At 67.6% G+C, this 18,439-nt stretch carries 14 protein-coding genes and 1 riboswitch; of the genes, 7 read left to right on the top strand and 7 right to left on the bottom strand.

Annotation, left to right across the window (positions count from 1 at the left end):
• Nucleotides 1-93: 93 nt before the first annotated feature.
• Nucleotides 94-2,952, bottom strand: coding sequence for a PAS domain S-box protein (locus tag JI752_RS03420; RefSeq protein ID WP_216959209.1), 2,859 nt, complete (start codon nt 2,950-2,952; stop codon nt 94-96).
• A 236-nt stretch (nt 2,953-3,188) separates the two neighbouring features.
• Complete coding sequence (locus JI752_RS03415; RefSeq protein WP_216959206.1) at nt 3,189-3,899, bottom strand: response regulator; 711 nt, start codon at nt 3,897-3,899, stop codon at nt 3,189-3,191.
• A 181-nt stretch (nt 3,900-4,080) separates the two neighbouring features.
• Between JI752_RS03415 and JI752_RS03410 the strand changes: the two genes are divergently transcribed.
• The 4 genes from JI752_RS03410 to JI752_RS03395 all read left to right on the top strand — a co-directional run bounded on the left by JI752_RS03410 (nt 4,081) and on the right by JI752_RS03395 (nt 6,835).
• The gene (locus JI752_RS03410; protein ID WP_216959204.1) at nt 4,081-4,866 is read left to right on the top strand and encodes a methyltransferase domain-containing protein; all 786 of its coding nucleotides are present in this window, start codon (nt 4,081-4,083) and stop codon (nt 4,864-4,866) included.
• A gap of 67 nt (nt 4,867-4,933) precedes the next feature.
• Entirely contained in the window at nt 4,934-5,212 is a 279-nt protein-coding gene (locus JI752_RS03405; protein ID WP_216959201.1) for a DUF4242 domain-containing protein, read from the top strand.
• A 31-nt stretch (nt 5,213-5,243) separates the two neighbouring features.
• Nucleotides 5,244-6,221: a hypothetical protein gene (locus tag JI752_RS03400; RefSeq protein WP_216959197.1), complete on the top strand. Its 978-nt coding sequence runs from the start codon at nt 5,244-5,246 to the stop codon at nt 6,219-6,221.
• An 83-nt stretch (nt 6,222-6,304) separates the two neighbouring features.
• Nucleotides 6,305-6,835 (top strand): hypothetical protein, encoded by a 531-nt coding sequence (locus JI752_RS03395; RefSeq protein WP_216959194.1) that lies wholly within the window; start codon nt 6,305-6,307, stop codon nt 6,833-6,835.
• A 487-nt stretch (nt 6,836-7,322) separates the two neighbouring features.
• Here JI752_RS03395 and JI752_RS19410 read toward each other — a convergent pair whose 3' ends face one another.
• Both JI752_RS19410 and gcvP read right to left on the bottom strand, forming a co-directional pair.
• Nucleotides 7,323-7,445, bottom strand: a complete 123-nt coding sequence (locus tag JI752_RS19410; protein ID WP_256448097.1) for a hypothetical protein — start codon at nt 7,443-7,445, stop codon at nt 7,323-7,325.
• A 455-nt stretch (nt 7,446-7,900) separates the two neighbouring features.
• Complete coding sequence (gene gcvP / locus JI752_RS03390) at nt 7,901-10,798, bottom strand: aminomethyl-transferring glycine dehydrogenase (protein ID WP_216959191.1); 2,898 nt, start codon at nt 10,796-10,798, stop codon at nt 7,901-7,903.
• Nucleotides 10,799-10,854: 56 nt separating this feature from the next.
• Nucleotides 10,855-10,985, bottom strand: a riboswitch (glycine riboswitch).
• A 353-nt stretch (nt 10,986-11,338) separates the two neighbouring features.
• Between gcvP and JI752_RS03385 the strand changes: the two genes are divergently transcribed.
• From JI752_RS03385 to JI752_RS03375, 3 genes are all read left to right on the top strand, one after another.
• A complete protein-coding gene (locus tag JI752_RS03385) occupies nt 11,339-12,238 on the top strand; it encodes a hypothetical protein (RefSeq protein WP_254200336.1) in 900 nt (299 codons plus the stop codon).
• Nucleotides 12,239-12,500: 262 nt separating this feature from the next.
• On the top strand, nt 12,501-12,923 hold the full coding sequence (locus tag JI752_RS03380; protein ID WP_216959185.1) for a VOC family protein: 423 nt from the start codon (nt 12,501-12,503) through the stop codon (nt 12,921-12,923).
• 152 nt (nt 12,924-13,075) lie between these two features.
• On the top strand, nt 13,076-14,329 hold the full coding sequence (locus JI752_RS03375; RefSeq protein ID WP_216959182.1) for a multidrug effflux MFS transporter: 1,254 nt from the start codon (nt 13,076-13,078) through the stop codon (nt 14,327-14,329).
• Here the strand turns inward: JI752_RS03375 and JI752_RS03370 are convergent.
• The 3 genes from JI752_RS03370 to JI752_RS03360 form a co-directional block, all read right to left on the bottom strand.
• Nucleotides 14,326-15,606, bottom strand: coding sequence for an amino acid permease (locus JI752_RS03370; protein ID WP_216959179.1), 1,281 nt, complete (start codon nt 15,604-15,606; stop codon nt 14,326-14,328). The two genes, JI752_RS03375 and JI752_RS03370, sit on opposite strands and share 4 nt — an antisense overlap.
• 208 nt (nt 15,607-15,814) lie before the next feature.
• Nucleotides 15,815-16,903: an aromatic ring-hydroxylating dioxygenase subunit alpha gene (locus JI752_RS03365; RefSeq protein ID WP_216959176.1), complete on the bottom strand. Its 1,089-nt coding sequence runs from the start codon at nt 16,901-16,903 to the stop codon at nt 15,815-15,817.
• Between the two features lie 46 nt (nt 16,904-16,949).
• Nucleotides 16,950-18,395, bottom strand: coding sequence for an amidohydrolase family protein (locus JI752_RS03360; protein ID WP_216959172.1), 1,446 nt, complete (start codon nt 18,393-18,395; stop codon nt 16,950-16,952).
• Between the last annotated feature and the right edge of the window lie 44 nt (nt 18,396-18,439).

Here is an 18,439-nt window from a genome sequence, read left to right as displayed (position 1 = left end):
ACACGGCCTGCATGGTGCCGCACGCGGTCGTGACGACAGGGTCAACCTTGCGGATTCACGGAGCGCGTCGCCGCGTATGAGCGGTGGACGCGGTTACGCGGCTTCGCCACCGATGCCCTGTTCACCGAGCACATCACCCACGATGCGCGACAGCCGCGCGTGGTCGATCGGCTTGCGCAGCACCGTGCGCAGCATGTTCGCCGGCAGCGACGGCTCGCGAATCCGGTCCGCCAGCCCGGTGTACAGCAGCACGGGCAGCTGCGGCGCGATGGCCTCCAGCGCCTGCGCAAGCTGCACGCCGGTCATCGACGGCATCGAATGGTCGGTGATGAGCAGGCGGTAATGCGCCGGCGATTCGCCCACGCGCGACAGCGCAAGCTCCGGCGTGGAGACGAAGTCCGCCTCCAGTCCCCAGCTCGACAGCAGTTCGCACATGAACTCGCCGACGCTGTGTTCGTCGTCCACCACCAGCACGCGTCCCTCGCGGCGCGGCACGCCGGAGCGGTCGGAGCGGCGTCGCGACATGCGCGGCCTCGCCGCGCCCGAGCAGGCCGGCAGCAGCACGCGGAACGCGGTGCCTTGCCCCGGCGACGTATCCACCAGCAAATGCCCGCCGTGCTCATGGACGATGCCGTGCACCGTCGCCAGCCCCATGCCCGCGCCCTTGCCGGGCGGTTTGGTGGAAAAGAACGGATCGAACATGCGCTCCAGCACCGCCGGTGCGATGCCCGGGCCGGTGTCGGCGACGCGCAGCTCGACGAATTCGCCTTCCACCGGTTGCCGACATGCGGCGCATTGCGTGGCTTCGATGCGCACATCGGACAGCCCGAGCCGCAGGCGTCCTTCGCCCTGCATTGCGTCGCACGCGTTCACGCACAGGTTGAGCAGCACCTGGCCCAGCTGCACCGGATCGAACTCCACCGCGCTCACGCCGGGCTGCACGTCCTGTTCGACTTCGATGCCTTCGGTCAGCGTCGGCTGGAGCACCGCGAGGTTCTGCTCGATGCAGCCGGCCACGTCCATCGCCTGCGCCTGGCCCTTCTGGCCGCGACTGAACATGAGCATCTGCTGGATCAGATCGCGCGCGCGTTCGCAGGATTGCAAGGCCTGGTCGAGGTAACCCGACAGGCGCGTGTCCTCGCCGTCGTCGCTGCGTTCGTGCGCGAGCGCGACGTAGCCCATGATGCTGGCGAGAAGGTTGTTGAAGTCGTGCGCGATACCGCCGGTGAGATGGCCCAGCGCTTCCATCTTCTTGGCCTGCAGCAGCTGGGCTTCCAGGCGGCGACGGCGCTCCTCGGCTTCGGTGCGTTCGGTGATGTCGCGCAGGTAGCCGATGAAGGTCTTGCCCGCGGGACTGTCGTCCACGCCGATGGCGAGTTCGGCCGGAAACTCGCTGCCGTCCGCGCGCTGGGCCACGACCTCCAGCCGCTTCTTGAGCACGGGTCCCGGGCCGCCTTCCAGATAGCGGCGCAGGCCGAACTGGTGCCGTTCGCGGAAGCGCTCGGGGATGATCGTCTCGGCCAGCGAGCGTCCCAGCGCATCGCGCTCGGGGATGCCGAAGCACGCTTCCGCGGCGGGATTGAACTTGATGATGGTGCCGCGCTCGTCCATCGCGATGATGCAGTCCAGCGCGGCATTGACCGTGGCGCGCAGGTGCTCGGCGTTCCGGCATGCGGAGGCTTCGGCCAGTTTTCGCTCGGTGATGTCGCGCGTGAAGGCGAGGATGCGCGGCGCGCCGCCGATGTTGGCGACCTTGAGGAACACCTCGTCCCAGTGGAGGCTGCCGTCCTTGTTGCGGCGGTGCCACTCGAAACCCGCCGAGCCTTCGCTGCGCGCACGCGCCAGGTGCGCGGCCGCATCGGCACCGCTGTAGGGCGGCTCGCCGGTGCCCAGGCGGTCCATGTCCATCTCCAGCATCTCGTCGTGCGTGTAGCCGAACTGCGCACAGGCCTTCGGGTTCACGTCGACGATGCGGAAGGTGTCGACGTCGTGGACGAAGATCGCATCCTCGCTGGCTTCGAAGATCTGTCGGTAGCTGCTCTGTGACGTCGCCAGCGCCTGGTCGGCGCGCAGCCGTTCGATCTCCGCGACCGCGCGCACGGCGAAGATCTTCATCACCGATTCGATGAACTCGGGCTGCTCCAGCGGTCGCCGCGACATGATCGAGACGATGCCGATGGGCCGGCCCTGCGAATCGTTGAGCGGGAAGCCGGCGTAGCCTTCGGCCTCCATGTCGATGAAGTCGGTGTCGAGCGGGAACAGTGAACCCAGCGCCGCCGGATACAGGCGGAAGCCGTGGCCCACGACGGTCTCGCACGCCGTACCGGCCAGCCCGTAGTCGTAGTGCTCGCGCGGCACGCCATCGGCGACGAACGCCAGCACATGCATCGTCGCCGGATCGTCCGGACGCATCTGGGCGATGAAGGCCACGTCCACGTCGAGGATCGCCGCCAGGTAACGCGACAACTCGACGAACAGATCGCGGCCGTAAGCGCGCGAGACGGCGAGCGCGGAACTGCTCAGCGCGGTCTCGACCTGTTTGCGCAGGGTGATGTCGGTGGCGATGCCGCACACGGCGTAGGGCATCTGGTCCATGTCCAGCAGCGGGAACTTGGCCGACAGGAACGTGCGCTGCTCGCCGGCGAACACGCCGCTTTCCTCGAACTCCATCGCGCGCGCCTCCAGCAGCACGCGCATGTCGTTGCGGCGCAGCGCGGCGGCCATGTCCGGCGGAAAGATGTCGCGGTCGTTGCGGCCGATGAGCGCGTCGGCATCGCGGCCGGTCAGGCGTTCGAACTCGCGGTTGACGAACAGGTAGCGGCCCGCGCGGTCCTTGGCAAACACGGCGGCGGAGGTGTTGTCGAGCACTTGCTGCAGGCGCAGCTCGCTTTCGCGCAGGGCGCGTTCGCGGTCGTCGACCTGTGCGTTCGGCGGGGGAATGCCGGCGTTCATCGCATGTCCCGTGGGGCGGGGTGGGGCGAGTATAGGAGCGTGGATTCGGGCGCGGTCGTGGTGTTACAGGGTTGAAACAAAAAGGCGGAGCTTCGCCGCTGCCGGGACGAATCGACACCGCATCACCGTTCGTCCTGAGCGTAGCGAAGCGAAGTCGAAGGGCGGACGGGCGCGTGGCGGGTCCATTCATCCTTCGACTTCGCTTCGCTACGCTCAGGACGGACGGTGGGAACGCGTCACGGCACGAACATATACCCCACGCCCCGCACCGTGCGTATCGCCCGCGGATTGTCGGGATCGGCTTCTACCTTGCGCCGCAGCCGCGCGATGCGGATGTCGATGGAGCGGTCGAACGGCTCCCACTCGCGGTTCTTCGTCAATGTGAGGATCTGGTCGCGCGACAGCGCCTTGCCCGCATGCTCGTGCAGCACGCGCAGCAGGTCGAACTCCATGTGCGTGACCATCACTTCGCTGCCGTCGGCGTCGAACAGCTGGTGCGCGTCCAGGTCGAGCGTGCAACGCCCGAACGGCACCTGCCGCGGATTCTGCGTGAGCGCCGCCGGCGCTTCGGGCCGCGCCTGGATGCGCCGCAGCACGCTCTTCACGCGCGCCAGCAACTCGCGCGGATCGAAGGGCTTGGCGACGTAATCGTCGGCGCCGATTTCCAGCCCGACGATGCGGTCGATCACATCGCCGGAGCCGGTGACCATGATGATGCCCACGTCGTAACGCTCGCGCAGGTAGCGCGCCAGCGACAAACCGTCCTCGCCGGGCAGGCGGATGTCGAGCAGCACCAGGTCCGGCGCTTCGACTTCCAGCTCGCGCCGCATCGCCGCGCCGTCGCCGGCTTCGCGTGCGCGGAAGCCGTGCGTGGAGAGCGCCTCGAGCAGCATCTCGCGGGTGGGGCGGTCGTCGTCGACCACCAGGACACAGGGCGTATGGGCCATCGCGTACCTGCCAATGTCTTCGCGAACGGGGAAGCCGGTTGGGCATCCTGCCGCATGCGCCGGTGAGTATCCGCCGCTGTTACCAACCGATACAAATCCAGTCACACGGGACATCGGGCCGTTACCGGCCGTCATTAGATTGGCCCCCATGCCGGCGGTGCGCCGGTGAAGAGAGGCCAAGATGAGCCGTTGCCCGCTCGTGCTGGACACGATCTACCTGAATCGGCAGGTGCGAGCGACCTATGAGCGCGTCGCCCGCGCGCCGACCAGCGGCTTCCACTTCCACACCGGCGCGGCCTACGCGGTGCGCCAGTTGGGCTACGACGCGGCCGAACTGGCGGCGTTGCCCGACGCGTGCACGGAGCGGTTCTCCGGCGTGGGCAATCCGCTGCGGATCGGCACGATTCCTGCCGGGGCGGTCGTGCTCGACCACGCCTGCGGCGCCGGCATGGACCTGCTGCTTGCAGCGCGGGCCGCCGGCCCGGAGGGCCGCGCGATCGGCGTGGATCTCACGCCCGGCATGCGCGCCAGCGCGCTGCGCGCCGCGGCGCAGGCGAGGTTGCTGGACCGCGTGCAGCTGCACGAAGGCACGTTCGAGGATCTGCCGGCGGACGACGCCAGCGTGGACGTGGTGATTTCCAACGGCGTGTTGAACCTGGCGCCGGACAAGCCGCGCGTGATCGGCGAGATCGTGCGCGTGCTGCGGCCGGGCGGAACGCTCTTCCTCGCCGATGTGGTGCTCGATCGCGAACTGGCGCAGGCCGCGCGTGCGAACGCCGATCTGTGGGCTTCGTGCATCGGCGGCGCGCTGACCGAAGCGATGTTGCTGCAACTGCTGGAGGAATGCGGACTGAGCGAAGCGCAGGTCACCGAGCGCTTCGAATGCTTCGCAGGCACGGATGTCGATCGCAAGTTCCATGGCCATCTGCACGCCTACGGCGCCAACGTGCTCGCCATCAAGCGCTGACCAGAATCCGCCGGCCCTCGCCGGCACCCCGCGCCCCATGAGGGACGCAACAACGGAGGGAATCGTCATGCTCAGGAAATACGTCATAGAACGAAACATCGAAGGCATCGGCTCGCAGCCGGTGGAAGCGATGTGCGGCGTCGCGCTGCAATCCAACCGGGTTCTGGACGAACTCGGCACGGGTATCCAGTGGGTGCATTCGTATGTCACCGGCAACAAGACGTACTGCATCTATCTGGCGCGCGATGAAGCGCTGATCCGCGAACACGCCAAGCGTTCCGGCTTTCCCGCCGATGCCATCGTGGAAGTGAAGTCGATGCTGGACCCCACCATGGCGCCGGCGTGAGCCGTCGCCACGAGCAAGACCGGAGTCACGAATGAACGTTGCAACTGCCCATACAACCGCCCCGCGATGGAACGCCGAAGTGGCGGCCGGCGACAGCGCCCGTTACGCGCGCTGCATCGAAGTGTCCAGGCGCGTGCGCTGGGACATCGACGCCGACGTGATCCGCGGCCGCGATTTCGATCACGACCGTACCTTCCTCCCCGCCGGGCTCTCGCTCGTCGACCGGATCGATTTCCTCGACGGGAACGAGCGCCGTTTCTTCAGCCAGGTGCAGGGTCGCACCTATGCCTGGATGTTCGGCCTGTGCGAGCGGTTCATCGGCGCGAAGATGCTGCAGACGTCGGGCCAGCACTGGCTGGGCGATCAGAGCGCACTGGAAGCGCTGGTCCGCTTTTCCGACGAGGAGATCAAGCACCAGGAGCTGTTTCGTCGCCTGGAAGTGCTGCTGGAAGCGCGCATGCCGCCCGGCCACGCCAAGATGGCCGAAGCCAACACCGTGGCGATGTTCGTCATGGCGCGCAGCAACTGGGCGGTGCTGGCGCTGATCTTCATGATCGAGCTGTTCGTGCAGCGCCATTACGAGGAAAGCATCGCGCCGAGCCAGGAGCTGTGCCCGCTGTGGAAGGACGTGTTCCTGTTCCATTTCCGCGAAGAGTGCCAGCACTCCGTCGTCGATGAACTGGAACTGCGTGCCGAAGACGCGCGCATCGACGAAGGCGAGCGCGACGTGGCGATCGACGACCTGATCGCGCTGCTGGGCGCGATGGACGACATCCTGCGCGCGCAGGCCGATGCGGATGCGGCGTATTTCGTCGTCGCCTGCGGACGGCCGTTCGGGATGCGCCAGCAACTGCACGTCGTGGACGTGCTGCGTCGGGCGTACCGCTGGCAGTACATCGGCTCGGGCGTGCGCCACCCGCGTTTCGTCCGCGTGCTGGACGAGCTGGCCACGCCGCAGCAGCGAAGGCGACTGGATGTCGCGCTGGAATCGATCGTCCCGGACGTCTGATTCAAGAAACAAACCCCCGATTGCGTATCACGCACCCCACGGCGGCCGCTCACGGCGGACGTCGACAGACCGGAATTGCCAAGATGAAAACGATGACCCTGATGGCCGCGCTGGCGATGGTCGCGGCAACCCACTCCATCGCCACCCGCACTGCCTCCGCCAGCGACGCGGCGAACATGCCCGCGCCTGCGATCCGCACCTTCGACCTGCCGACCGTGCGCGTGTACGCGACGGTCGAGCGCGAGCCCGCCCCGCTCGCGATGCAGGCGCCGCGCATCCACGACCTCCCCCCGGTGCGTGTGCATGCGGTGCGTGACGCGCGCGATGTTGCCGTCGAGCGCAGGGAGGCGATTGCGATGCGCACGACGACCGCGCGTCGTGCCTCGCTGGCCATCCCGCGTGGTTCGTTGCGGCGGGGGCTCACGCCGCAGCGCGGTGCGCCGTCGCACGCGGAGCAACGCATGGACCGTTGGATGGCGCTGGGTTGCGTGGTGCGGTTGCGCCTGGCGCGGGTGTGGCCGATGGCGCATTGCGGCGGCGACGGTGCGCGGATGGGCGCGGCCTCGCGCGCCGGCACGATGATGCCGGTGTCGCTGGTCGAGCGACGACGATGAGGTGCTGCGGGGTTCGCGCGGCATTCGGAAGGGCCCCCGCTTTGCGGGGCCTTTTCGTTTGGTGGTTGCGATTGTGGCGGGGCAGGGGAGGGAGGCGGGCCGTAGCGCACGGGCACTTCCTCTACGGCAAACGACTTCACCGTCATCCCGTTCACCGTCATCCCGGCGAAGGCCGGGACCCAGGCCCGTAACGCGCGGGCACTCCCTCTGCGGCAACCCACCTCACCGTCATTCCAGCGAAAGCTGGAATCCATTTTGATTTGGCTCTAGCGCTCTTTTCGAAGCAAAGACCAAAGCAACAACAAAGCTTCCGATCGGCTGCGCCGCTCGGGTCACTTTTCTTTGCTTGCCCAAAGAAAAGTAACCAAAAGAAAGGGCAGTGGGCCCAGATCAATCCCACGACCGGAGGAAGTAAGGGCGCGTTCGCGATTCGCCATCCATGGCTCAGCGCTCACCGCCGCACATCCATGTGCGGCGCCCTTCGGGGCTAGGGACCTGAAAGGCTGTTCGACAGCAGCAGCAGCAGCAACAGCAACAGCAACAGCAACAGCAATATCAGCAGCAACAGCAACAGCAATATCAGCAGCAACAGCAAGTCCACCGTAGCCACAGCAAATTCACCGTCATCCCGGCGAAGGCCGGGATCCAGGCCCGTAGCGCACGGGCACTCCCTCTGCGGCAACCCACCTCACCGTCATTCCCGCGAAGGCGGGGGCTTTTGGGCCGCCGCATGGCGGCACTCTCCAGGGCCGTTCCACGCTTGCCGGCTGCCTATGAACAGCAACAGCAAAATGGATTCCAGCTTCCGCAGGAATGACGAGAAGTGGCGGAAGGCGTGACAGCCTGGATCCCGGCCTTCGCCGGGATGACGGTTTCTGGCAGACCTTCGCCAGGATGGCTCATTCCTAGCCCCTCTCCCGCGTGCGGGAAAGGGGTTGGGGTGAGGGCGGGCGCGATCGCGAGAAGCGCCGCAGCGGAATCCCCCAAAAAACAAACGCCCCGCAAAAGCGGGGCGTCTGCCTTACAACCTGATGATGCCGAACAATCCGATGACGCAGAAGCGCCTTACGCCTCCACCGGCTCGTCGTCCTTGTACGCATCCACCGGGATGCACGCGCACATGACGTTCTTGTCGCCGTAGACGTTGTCCACGCGCGCGACCGGCGGCCAGTACTTCTGCAGGCGCAGGCTCGGCAGCGGGAAGGCGGCCAGTTCGCGCGGGTACGCGTGCGTCCACTCGCTCGCCGACACGGCGGTCGCGGTGTGCGGTGCGTTCTTGAGCGGGTTGTCCTCGCGATCCAGTTTGCCTTCTTCCACTGCGCGGATCTCGTCGCGGATCTGGATCATCGCGTCGATGAAGCGATCCAGCTCGTGCAGCGACTCGGACTCCGTCGGCTCTACCATCAACGTGCCGGCGACCGGGAAGCTCAGCGTCGGTGCGTGGAAGCCGAAGTCGATCAGGCGCTTGGCGACGTCTTCGGCCGACACGCCGGTGGCATCCTTCAGCGGACGCAGGTCGAGGATGCACTCGTGTGCGACCAGGTCGTTGCGGCCGGTGTAGAGCGTCTCGTAGTGCGGCGCCAGGCGCTTGGCGATGTAGTTGGCGTTGAGCAGCGCGACCTGCGTCGCGCGGCGCAGGCCGGCGGCGCCCATCATCGTCACGTACATCCAGCTGATCGGCAGGATCGAGGCCGAGCCGAAGCTCGCCGCCGACACCATGCCCACCTCGCCGTTGCCAACGCCCTGCGTCTTCACGCCGTCGCCGTTCAGCGCGCCCGGCAGGAACGGCGCCAGGTGCGACTTCACCGCGCACGGGCCGACGCCCGGACCGCCGCCGCCATGCGGAATGCAGAAGGTCTTGTGCAGGTTGAGGTGCGAAACGTCCGAACCCCACTTGCCCGGCTTCGCCAGGCCGACGAGGGCGTTCATGTTGGCGCCGTCGGTGTACACCTGACCGCCGTGCTTGTGGATGATCTCGCAGATCTCGACGACTTCCTCCTCGAACACGCCGTGCGTGGACGGGTAGGTCATCATGATCGCGGCGAGGCGGTCGCTGTACTTTTCGGCAGCGCGGCGGATGTCCTCGACATCGACGTTGCCGTTGCTGTCGGTCTTGGTCACCACGACGGTCATGCCGCACATCTGCGCCGAGGCCGGGTTGGTGCCGTGCGCGGAATCCGGAATCAGGCAGATGTCGCGATGCGCTTCGCCACGCGAGCGGTGGTAGGCGCGGATCGCCAGCAGGCCGGCGTATTCGCCCTGCGCGCCGGAGTTGGGCTGCAGGCTGACGGCGTCGTAGCCGGTGCATTCGACCATCATCGCTTCGAGTTCGTCGATCAGCTGCTTGTAGCCGCTGGCCTGCGACGCCGGAGCGAGCGGGTGCAGGTTGCCGAACTCCGGCCACGTCACCGGGATCATCTCGGCGGTGGCGTTGAGCTTCATGGTGCAAGAGCCCAGCGGGATCATCGTGCGGTCCATCGCCAGGTCCTTGTCGGCCAGCGAGCGCATGTAGCGCAGCAGTTCGTGTTCGCTGTGGTGCGTGTTGAACACCGGGTGCGTGAGGAACGCGCTGGTGCGCAGCAGGCCCGACGGCAACGCGTCGGAGGCCTTCGCATCCAGCGCATCGACGTCGAGCTTGGCGCCGAACAGCGCGGCGATGGCGACGATGTCCTCGCGCGTGGTCGTTTCGTCCAGCGAGATGCCGACGCTGCGATCGTCGATGCGACGCAGGTTGATGCGCGCGGCCGTGGCCTTGGCGTGGATCGCGTTCGCATCGACATCGACGATGTGCAGCGTGTCGAAGAAGTCCGGGCCGACGGTGACGCCGGCATCGCGCAGGGCGACGGCGAGGAGCGTCGCCAGGCGGTGCGTGCGACGCGCGATGCGCTGCAGGCCGTCCGGACCGTGGTAGACGGCGTACATCGACGCCATCACCGCCAGCAGCACCTGCGCGGTGCAGATGTTGGACGTGGCCTTCTCGCGGCGGATGTGCTGCTCGCGCGTCTGCAGCGTCAGGCGATACGCGGCCTTGCCTTCGGCGTCGATGGACACGCCGATCAGGCGGCCCGGCATCGAACGCTTGTAGGCGTCACGGCACGCCATGAACGCCGCGTGCGGGCCGCCGAAACCGAACGGCACGCCGAAGCGCTGCGTGTTGCCCACCACGATGTCCGCGCCCCATTCGCCGGGTGCGGCGATCAGCGTCAGCGCGAGCAGGTCGGTGGCGACCGCGACCACGCCGCCGCGTGCGTGCACGGCGTCGGCAAGCGCCTTGTAGTCGTGGATCTGGCCGAAGGTGTTGGGGTACTGCAGCAGCACGCCGAAGCTGTCGATGCTGGCCGCTTCAGCATCGTCGGCGATCACCAGCTCGATCTCGAGCGGCTCGGCGCGCGTGCGCAGCACTTCCAGCGTCTGCGGGTGCACGCCGGAGGACACGAAGAAGGTGTTGGACTTCGACTTGGCCGAACGCTTGGCCAGCGTCATCGCTTCGGCGGCGGCGGTGGCTTCATCGAGCAGCGAGGCGTTGGCGATCTCCATGCCGGTGAGCTCGGCGCACATCGTCTGGAAGTTGATCAGCGCTTCCATGCGGCCCTGCGAGATCTCCGCCTGGTACGGCGTGTAGGCCGTGTACCACGCCGGGTTCTCCAGGATGTTGCGCAGGATGACGTTGGGCGTGTGCGTGCCGTAGTAACCCTGGCCGATGAAGCTGCGGAAGACCTGGTTCTTGTCGGCGATGGCGCGGATCTTGGCGATGGCCTCGACCTCGGTGATCGGTGCCGGCAGCGCCAGTGGGGCGGCGGACTTGATCGACGCCGGGACGATCGCGTCGGTCATCGCCTCCAGCGAATCGAAGCCGACCACGCCCAACATCTGCGCGACTTCCGCGTCGTTGGGGCCGATGTGGCGTTCGAGAAAGGCGTCGTGGTGCTCAAGGGCGCGCAGGGAAGGGGTCTTCTGGCTCATTTGACGGGGGCATCCGTAGTTGGCTCGAAAGCCGGCGGTGCGCGGTCGCGCACATGGAGTGCCCCTCTGTCCTTTTGCCTGAGAGTTTCAAAGCGCTCGGCGGGGGAGGATGACCCCGCTGGCTTCTTGCCCCTTCGGCGCCGGTTCCGGCCCCATGGGGGCGGTCGGTCTCTCCAGAGTGTGAGCGGACGGCGGTAATGGGGCCTGAGCGATTCCGGGCGTTTGCGCCTTCGGCAGCGATCCGGGCCATTCAGGCCGGGACCGCTTCTCCCACCGTCTGCTTGCGTGGGAATTATACCCGGGTGGGCTGGCTGCATGCCCGGGCCAGGGCATGTATGGGCGGGCCTGGCGCTCCCTGGTGGTCACCCCGGCGCAGGCCGGGTCCCGGGAGCGCAGCCTGGCGGTTTGAGTCAGGTCATCTGCGCGCCGACGTCATCCCGGCATCGACGTCGTCCCCGGCATGAACGTCATCCCCGGCATCAACGTCATCCCGCCATCAACGTCACCAACGCCGACGGTTCGAAGTCGTCCGTGACCAACATGGGCGATGCGATGAGCAACATCGACAGCCGCGTGTACAACAACACCACGTCCATCAGCACGATCAACCAGCAGATCAGCAGCGGCACGATCGGCATGGTGCAGCAGGCCTCGGCCGGCGCGAAGCTGACGGTGGGCACCACCGCCATCGCCGGCAACACCTCGGCCATCAACAACCTCACCACGCAGATCAATAACGGTGAAGTGGGCCTGGTGAAGCAGGATGCGGCGACGCGTCAGATCACGGTCGCCAAGGACAGCGACGGTACGTCGGTGAGCGTGGCCGGCACGGCGGGCGACCGCGTGGTGACGGGCGTGGCCGCGGCCAAGGCCGACAACGATGCGGTGAACCTCGGCCAGTTGAAGTCGGCGGGCGTGATCGGGGCCAACGGCGAGTCCAAGTCGGTGATGACCTACGACGACGCTGGCAAGACCAGCATGACGATGGGCGGCGAAGGCGCGACCACGGCCGTGACGATCCATAACGTCGCCGACGGCGTGGCCGACCACGACGCGGTCAACGTGTCCCAGCTCAACACGCGTCTGCAGCAGAACACCACCGAAGTGCTGGTCCAGGCCAACAGCTACACCGACCAGAAGATCGACGACGTGTGGAATGGCATGGACAAGCTCGCGACCCAGGTGATGAAGCAGGACCGCAGCATCAGCCAGCACGGTGCGATGTCGATGGCGCAGGCGCAGATGGCGTCCGGTGCCGCGGCGGCTGCCGTGGGCAACCCGAACGGTGCGTGGTCGGTGGGCCTGGGCATGGAGCAGGGGTATGGCGCGATCTCCGCCGGCTACGCCAAGCCGGTCGGCAAGAAGAGCCAGGTCAGCTTCGGTGCGGCGTTCAGCGGCGACGAGCGCTCGGTGGGCGTGGGTTTTGCGCACAAGCTGTAACGGGTAGCGCGACACGTTTGTAGTGGTGGGAGGACGGGGCGGGAAACCGCCCCGTTCTTTTTGCTTCGCGCTGCGCGCCCCCTCTTCCGCCCCTTCGGGGCACCTGCAACAGCTCCAGCAACTCCGCGAGAAGCACCTGCGTTGCCCTCTCCCCTTGCGGCGACCGAAGAGAGTGCAGGGCTGAGAGGGACAGGCCGCCACAGGCGGCCAGGGAGAGGGGTAGGGCTCGCGGTATCCTGTGCACCCGCGCAGGATGCCGACCATGCCCACACCGCCGTTCCGCTTGCAGCAGATCGACCACGTCGTGCTGCGCGTTCGCGACGTGCCGGCCATGGTCGCCTTCTACTGCGACGTGCTCGGCTGCACCGTCGAGCGTCGACAAGAAACCATCGGCCTGACCCAGCTGCGCGCCGGCCGCTCGCTGATCGACCTGATCGATGTGCAGGGCACGATCGGCCGCCAGGGCGGTGCCGCGCCCGGGCACGAAGGCCGCAACATGGACCATCTGTGCCTGCGTGCCGAACCGTTCGACCTCCACGCGATCCTCGCCCACCTGCACGCATACGGCGCGCACGTGGCCGAGTTCGGTTCGCGCTACGGCGCAGAAGGCAAAGGGCCGTCTCAGTATCTCTACGATCCGGAAGGCAATCTCGTCGAGCTGAAAGGAGCGCCGGACGAAACCTGAGCGTCTTCCGTTCTTCCGTCATTCCCGCGAAAGCGGGAATCCAGCGACTTGCTCCGGCCGCGACCTGACGCGCGATGAAGTCACTGGATTCCCGCTTTCGCGGGAATGACGACCCTGATGATCATCCGCAGTATCCAGCCCGCTCCCACTCCATGCCCAGCCAACCCGCCACGCTCTCCATTCCCATCCGAACACTCGCGCTCCTGCTCGGCGGGCTGGCGATGTTCGGGCCGTTCTCGATCGACACGATTTTCCCCGCGTTCCCCGCCATCGGCGCGCAGTTCGGCGCGGACAAGCTGGCGATGCAGCAGACCATCAGCGTTTACCTGGTCGCCTATGCGCTCACCAGCATCGTGCACGGCCCGTTGTCGGATGCGATCGGGCGGCGGCGCGTCATCCTCGGCGGCCTGGTGATCTTCGCCATCGCCTCGGCCGGCTGCGCGCTGGCGAAGGACCTGCCGACGCTGCTGACCTTCCGCGCGCTGCAGGGACTGTCGTCCGGCGTGGGGTTGATCGTGGGCCGCGCGGTCATCCGCGACGTGCTGCACGGCGACGACGCGCAACGGCTGATGAGCCAGGTGTCGATGATCTTCGGCGTGGCGCCGGCGGTGGCGCCGGTGGTCGGCGGCTGGATTCTCGGCTGGGCGCACTGGCCGGCGATCTTCTGGTTCCTGGTCGTGTTCGCCGTGGTGCTGATCCTTGCGACCTGGCGCATGCTGCCGGAAACGCATCCGGTCGATGCGCGATTGCCGATGGTGCCGCGTCGCCTGCTGCGCGATTACGTCGCCATCCTGTTCAATCCGCGCTTCCAGCGCCTGGCCGCAGCGAGCGCGTTCAACTTCGCCGCGCTGTGGGTGTACATCGCCTCGGCGCCGGCGTTCGTGATGGACATCCTCAAGCTCAGCGAGCGCGAGTTCGGCTGGTTCTTCGTGCCGATGATCAGCGGCATGGTGCTGGGCGCGTTCGTGTCCGGGCGCAGCGCGGGCAAGGTCAGCGGCGCGCGGTTGGTGTCGATCGGCTTCGCCTGCTCGGCGGTCGCGATGCTGCTCAACCTGGGCTACAACCTGTGGACCGACGTGCCGCGCGTGCCGTGGGCGGTGTTGCCGATGATGCTCAACGCATTCGGCATCGCGCTGGTGTTTCCGATCGTGACGCTGTCGATCCTGGACATGTACCCGCGCCAGCGCGGTTCGTCTTCGTCGTTGCAGGCCTTCACCAGCCTGGTGCTGAACGCGCTGATCGCCGGCGTGCTGTCGCCGTGGATCAGCGGCCATGCGCTGTGGCTGGTGGCGGCGGCTACTGTGTTCCTGGCGGTGGGCTATGCATTCTGGCGCTGGGAAGCGCGCGTTTCGCGCCTGCGCAGCCGCAGCGAGGCGGCGCCCGGCGTGCCGGGCGAAACGCTCTAGTTCGCCAGCGCCGCGCGACGTCGCATGGCCCAGTGCAGCGGCAGTCCGGCGACGATCAGCACCGCGCCCCACGCCAATGCTTCCGCGCCGATGCCGAACATCGCATACAGGCTGTAGGCCAGCGCGAGCGCAGCGACGATGCGACTGCCCGCGCCGTGGCCGCGCACCAGCCATGCCATGCTGCTGACCACGTAAGGCAGCAGTGTCGCGGCGGTGGAGAGCAGGATCGAGAAGGTGAACACCTGCACGAGCGAGCGGCTGTAGTTCGCCGCGACCAGCGCACTGGCCAGCAGGCTGCTCACGATCACGCCGAACACGGGCGTGCCGCCGGCATCGAGCTTGGTGAAGACCTTCGGAAACACGCCGTCGCGCGCGGCGGCCAGCGGCAGTTGCGCCGACAGCAGGATCCAGCCGTTGAGCGCGCCGAAGCAGGAGATCGCCATCACCACGGCGAGCGTCACGCCCGCCGCCGGACCCCACAGCGAACGCGCGGCATCGGCCATCGGGGCCTGCGAATCCTTCAACACTTCGGCCGGCAACAGGCCGAGCACGGCGGTGCAGGCGAGGATCGTCGCCACACCGGCCAGGAGGGTGCCCAGCACCGTCGCGCGCGGCACGTTGACCTGCGCGTTTTCCGTCGAGCCTGCGGGCACGGTCGCGGCCTCCAGGCCGAGCATCGCCCAGAGCGTCAATGCCACGGCGGCATTGGCGACATGGGGCAGGCTGTCGCCGGTGGGATTGAACGGCGTGTAGTGCTTCGCATCGACGAACCACAGCGCGACCAGGCCGAACAGCAGCAGCGGCAGCAGCTTCAGTGCAGTGGTGACGAGCTGCACGCGCCCGGCTTCGCGCAGGCCGATGAGGTTCACGCCGCTGCACACCCACAGCGCGCCCAGCGCGCACGCGGCCGCGCGCAGCGGAGTCGCGGTGAGCGCGGGGAAGATCGACCCCATGCTGCCGGCGAAGGCGACGGCGATTGCGGCCGTGGCGCACCAGATCGAGATCCAGTAGCTCCACGCGATGACGAATCCCGGCAACTCGCCGAAGGCATTGCGCGCGAACACGTAGGGCCCGCCGGTCTGCGGCCAGCGCATGGACAGGCGGGCGAAGGTGATCGCCAGCAGCATCGCGCCGGCCAGCGTGATGCCCCAGCCGAGCAGGCTGGCCGCGCCGAACGGCGCCAGCGCCGCCGGCAGCAGGAAGGCGCCGGAGCCGATCATGCTGCCGACCACGAGCGCGGTGGCGGACCAGAAGCCGAGAGGGCGGGAAGTGGTCATGGAGGCGTCAGATGGGAAGGGTTCGGCGGACTCGACGCGCGGTGCGCATACACCGTTCGTCCTGAGCGTAGCGAAGCGAAGTCGAAGGACGGGCGGGCCTTGATGCCGGCAGCGCCCTTCGACTTCGGCGCTTCGCGCCTACGCTCAGGGCGAACGGACAAGAGGCGCTTCCGATGCGATCTGCGGGACGGACGCGAAGCGAGCGCGCTCACGCGCCATCCGCGCGATACACCGAACGCAGCAGCTCGTGGAAATGGTGCACCGCGTTCTCGCGCAGCGGATTCAGGCGCCCGGGCTCGTACGAACCCGACGACAGCCCGCGTTGCACGTCTTCGCAGATGGTGAGGTCTTCCAGCTGCACTTCATCGCTGAAGTCCAGGTCGGCCTGGCGGCGTTCGCGGCCCGTGTCGGATTCGTCGACGGCGTAGTAGAAGTCGAACTCCACGCGGCAGCGATCCACGCCCTTGGGAATCACGCGGTTGGTCTGCAGGCGGCCGGGCAGGATGTTGAGCATCGTGTTCGGCCACATCCAGTAGTACAGGGCGTCGCCGTCGCCGTAGAGGCCGTCGCCGCTTTCCAGCGGGCTCCACTGGTAGGAGTACCAGTGCGCCGTGTCGGTGATGTAGCTGCGGTAGTCGAGCAGCTTGTTCAGTCCCGGATGAATGTGCGGGACGTGGTAGCCCTCGAGGTAGTTGTCGACGTAGACCTTCCAGTTGCAGGCGACGTCGTAGCCGACGCGACGGTGGTGGCCGTAGCGTTCGAGATGACGCGTGGGGCCGATGCGCGCGTCGATGCCGGCCACGAAGGCGTCGAAGTCCGGCGCGCGCGCTTCGTCCACGGCGGCGAACACCATGCCCTGCCACACCCGCACCGCCAGCTGCGGCAGGTGCACGTCGCTTACGTTGAAGTCGGGCGCGCCGCCCATCTCCGGTGCCGAGCGCAACGTGCCGTCGAGCGTGTAGGTCCAGCCGTGGTAGCGGCAACGCAACGCCTTCGCGGCCAGGCCGTCGCAGGTCGCGATGGGGCCGGCGCGATGGCGGCAGACGTTGTGGAACACGCGGATCTCGTCGTCCGCGCCGCGCACCGCGATGACCGGCAACCCGGCGAAGTCGCCGACGACGTGGTCGCCCGCGTTCTGCAGCTGGCAGACGTGGGCGAGCAGTTGCCAGCCGGCGTCGAAGATGGCGCGGCGGTCCAGCGCCACCATCGCCGGGTCCGCGTAGTAGCGGGCGGGCAGGGCGGTGGCGTGGTCGAGGGGCTGCGGGGCGAGGTCGGGAAGGCGGTCGGCGCGGTTCATGCGCGCAGGGTACGACCGCCTCCGCTATTTGGGGAAGCGCCGCCGCTCAGGGGCTCGCTGGCGCCTGCGCCCGCTGCGCCGCAACACGACGCGCCACGTCGGCCAGCATCGCGTCCAGATCGGCCCGATCGTGCACCTGACCGCGCAGGACGACGGCGTGGATCCTGCGCGTCGCCGAGATGTCGCGCAGCGGGTCGGCGTCCAGCAGCACGACGTCGGCGATCTTGCCCGGCGCCAGCGTGCCGTATTCGTCATCGTGGCCGAGGAAGCGCGCGCCGTTGATCGTCGCCGCCTGCAATGCCTGCTGCGGCGTCAGGCCGTAATGCACCAGCCAGCCCAGCTCGTCGTGCAGGCCGATGCCCGGATAGTTGTATGAGTTGAGGAAGCCCGCATCGGTGCCGGCGAGGATCGTGACGCCGGCGCGTTGCAACATCGGCAGCACGCTGGCGCTGGTCTCGAAACGTTCGTGGCGACGCGCGACGGCGGCGGCATCGTCCTTCGCCGCGCGCTCCACACGCCAGGTGTAGGTCGCCTGCAGGCCCGGGCCGATGTACTTCAGGTAGTCGTCGTCGCGGTGATCGTCCTGGTCGAGGTAGGTCACCACGCGGCTGCCGTTGATCGTCGGCGTGATCGCGGTGCCGTGCCGAGCGAGGTTGCGGTAGGCGGCCATCGCACGGGCGGGATCGAAGGTGGCGTTCCACTGCGTCCATGCGTCGCGGCTGGTGGTCTCGCCCCTGGCGATCTTCTCGCCCAGCGATTTCTCCAGCGGCGATCCCGCTTTGTAGGCGTAGTCCAGGTGTTCGATCGAATCCAGGCCGGCGGCGCTGACTTCCTCCAGCGTCAGCGCGTAGGGCACGTGCGCGGAGGTCTTCAGGCCGCGACGGTCGGCGTTTTTCACCGCTTCGATGAACAGCTCCGGCGAAAGCGTGTTGTCGGTGATCTTGACGAAGTCGACCTTCCAGCCCTGGAGCTGGTCGAGCGCGGCATCGAGTTCGGCGACGTTGCCGATTTCCAGATCGCCCGGCCAGATCGACTTGTAGCCTTCGATCTTCGGCCCGGACGTGAAGATGCGCGGACCCGGGAGCTTGCCGTCGGCGACGGCGTCGCGCCATTGGAAGACGCTCGGGCTCAGGTCGCCGGCGGCGTCGCGCACGGCAGTGATGCCATGGGCGACGTACAGCGGGAGCAGGTTGCGGTTCTCTCCGATCAACGCTTCGCCGCCGCCGAAGTGCACGTGCATGTCCCACAGGCCGGGGATGGCGAACTTGCCGCTTGCATCGATCACCTGCGCGGGCTCGTACGCTTTCGCACGCTTGGCATCCACCACGGCGACGATGCGGCCGTCGCGCACGGCGATGCTGCGGTGGGGGTGCAGCTTGCCGGTGGCGATGTCGACGACGGTGGCGTCGCGCACGAGCAGATCGACGCGCTCGGCGGCGGACGCGTGGCCGGCGACCAGCAGGGCGAGCGAGAGGGCCAGGGGCTTGTTCATGGACGGCGGCGGGATTCGGGGATCGGGGAAACCATACGGTTTGC

Source organism: Lysobacter sp. MMG2 (assembly GCF_016735495.2).
Classification (GTDB): domain Bacteria; phylum Pseudomonadota; class Gammaproteobacteria; order Xanthomonadales; family Xanthomonadaceae; genus Lysobacter_J.
The sequence above is the reverse complement of the archived record's forward strand: the minus strand, read 5'-3'. Positions and strand labels throughout refer to the sequence as shown.

Coding starts and splice junctions, on each gene's coding strand:
- JI752_RS03420 (WP_216959209.1), bottom strand. CDS start 2,952: ATGAACGCCGGCATTCCCCCGCCGAACGCACAGGTCGACGACCGCGAA.
- JI752_RS03415 (WP_216959206.1), bottom strand. CDS start 3,899: ATGGCCCATACGCCCTGTGTCCTGGTGGTCGACGACGACCGCCCCACC.
- JI752_RS03410 (WP_216959204.1), top strand. CDS start 4,081: ATGAGCCGTTGCCCGCTCGTGCTGGACACGATCTACCTGAATCGGCAG.
- JI752_RS03405 (WP_216959201.1), top strand. CDS start 4,934: ATGCTCAGGAAATACGTCATAGAACGAAACATCGAAGGCATCGGCTCG.
- JI752_RS03400 (WP_216959197.1), top strand. CDS start 5,244: ATGAACGTTGCAACTGCCCATACAACCGCCCCGCGATGGAACGCCGAA.
- JI752_RS03395 (WP_216959194.1), top strand. CDS start 6,305: ATGAAAACGATGACCCTGATGGCCGCGCTGGCGATGGTCGCGGCAACC.
- gcvP (WP_216959191.1), bottom strand. CDS start 10,798: ATGAGCCAGAAGACCCCTTCCCTGCGCGCCCTTGAGCACCACGACGCC.
- JI752_RS03385 (WP_254200336.1), top strand. CDS start 11,339: ATGGGCGATGCGATGAGCAACATCGACAGCCGCGTGTACAACAACACC.
- JI752_RS03380 (WP_216959185.1), top strand. CDS start 12,501: ATGCCCACACCGCCGTTCCGCTTGCAGCAGATCGACCACGTCGTGCTG.
- JI752_RS03375 (WP_216959182.1), top strand. CDS start 13,076: ATGCCCAGCCAACCCGCCACGCTCTCCATTCCCATCCGAACACTCGCG.
- JI752_RS03370 (WP_216959179.1), bottom strand. CDS start 15,606: ATGACCACTTCCCGCCCTCTCGGCTTCTGGTCCGCCACCGCGCTCGTG.
- JI752_RS03365 (WP_216959176.1), bottom strand. CDS start 16,903: ATGAACCGCGCCGACCGCCTTCCCGACCTCGCCCCGCAGCCCCTCGAC.
- JI752_RS03360 (WP_216959172.1), bottom strand. CDS start 18,395: ATGAACAAGCCCCTGGCCCTCTCGCTCGCCCTGCTGGTCGCCGGCCAC.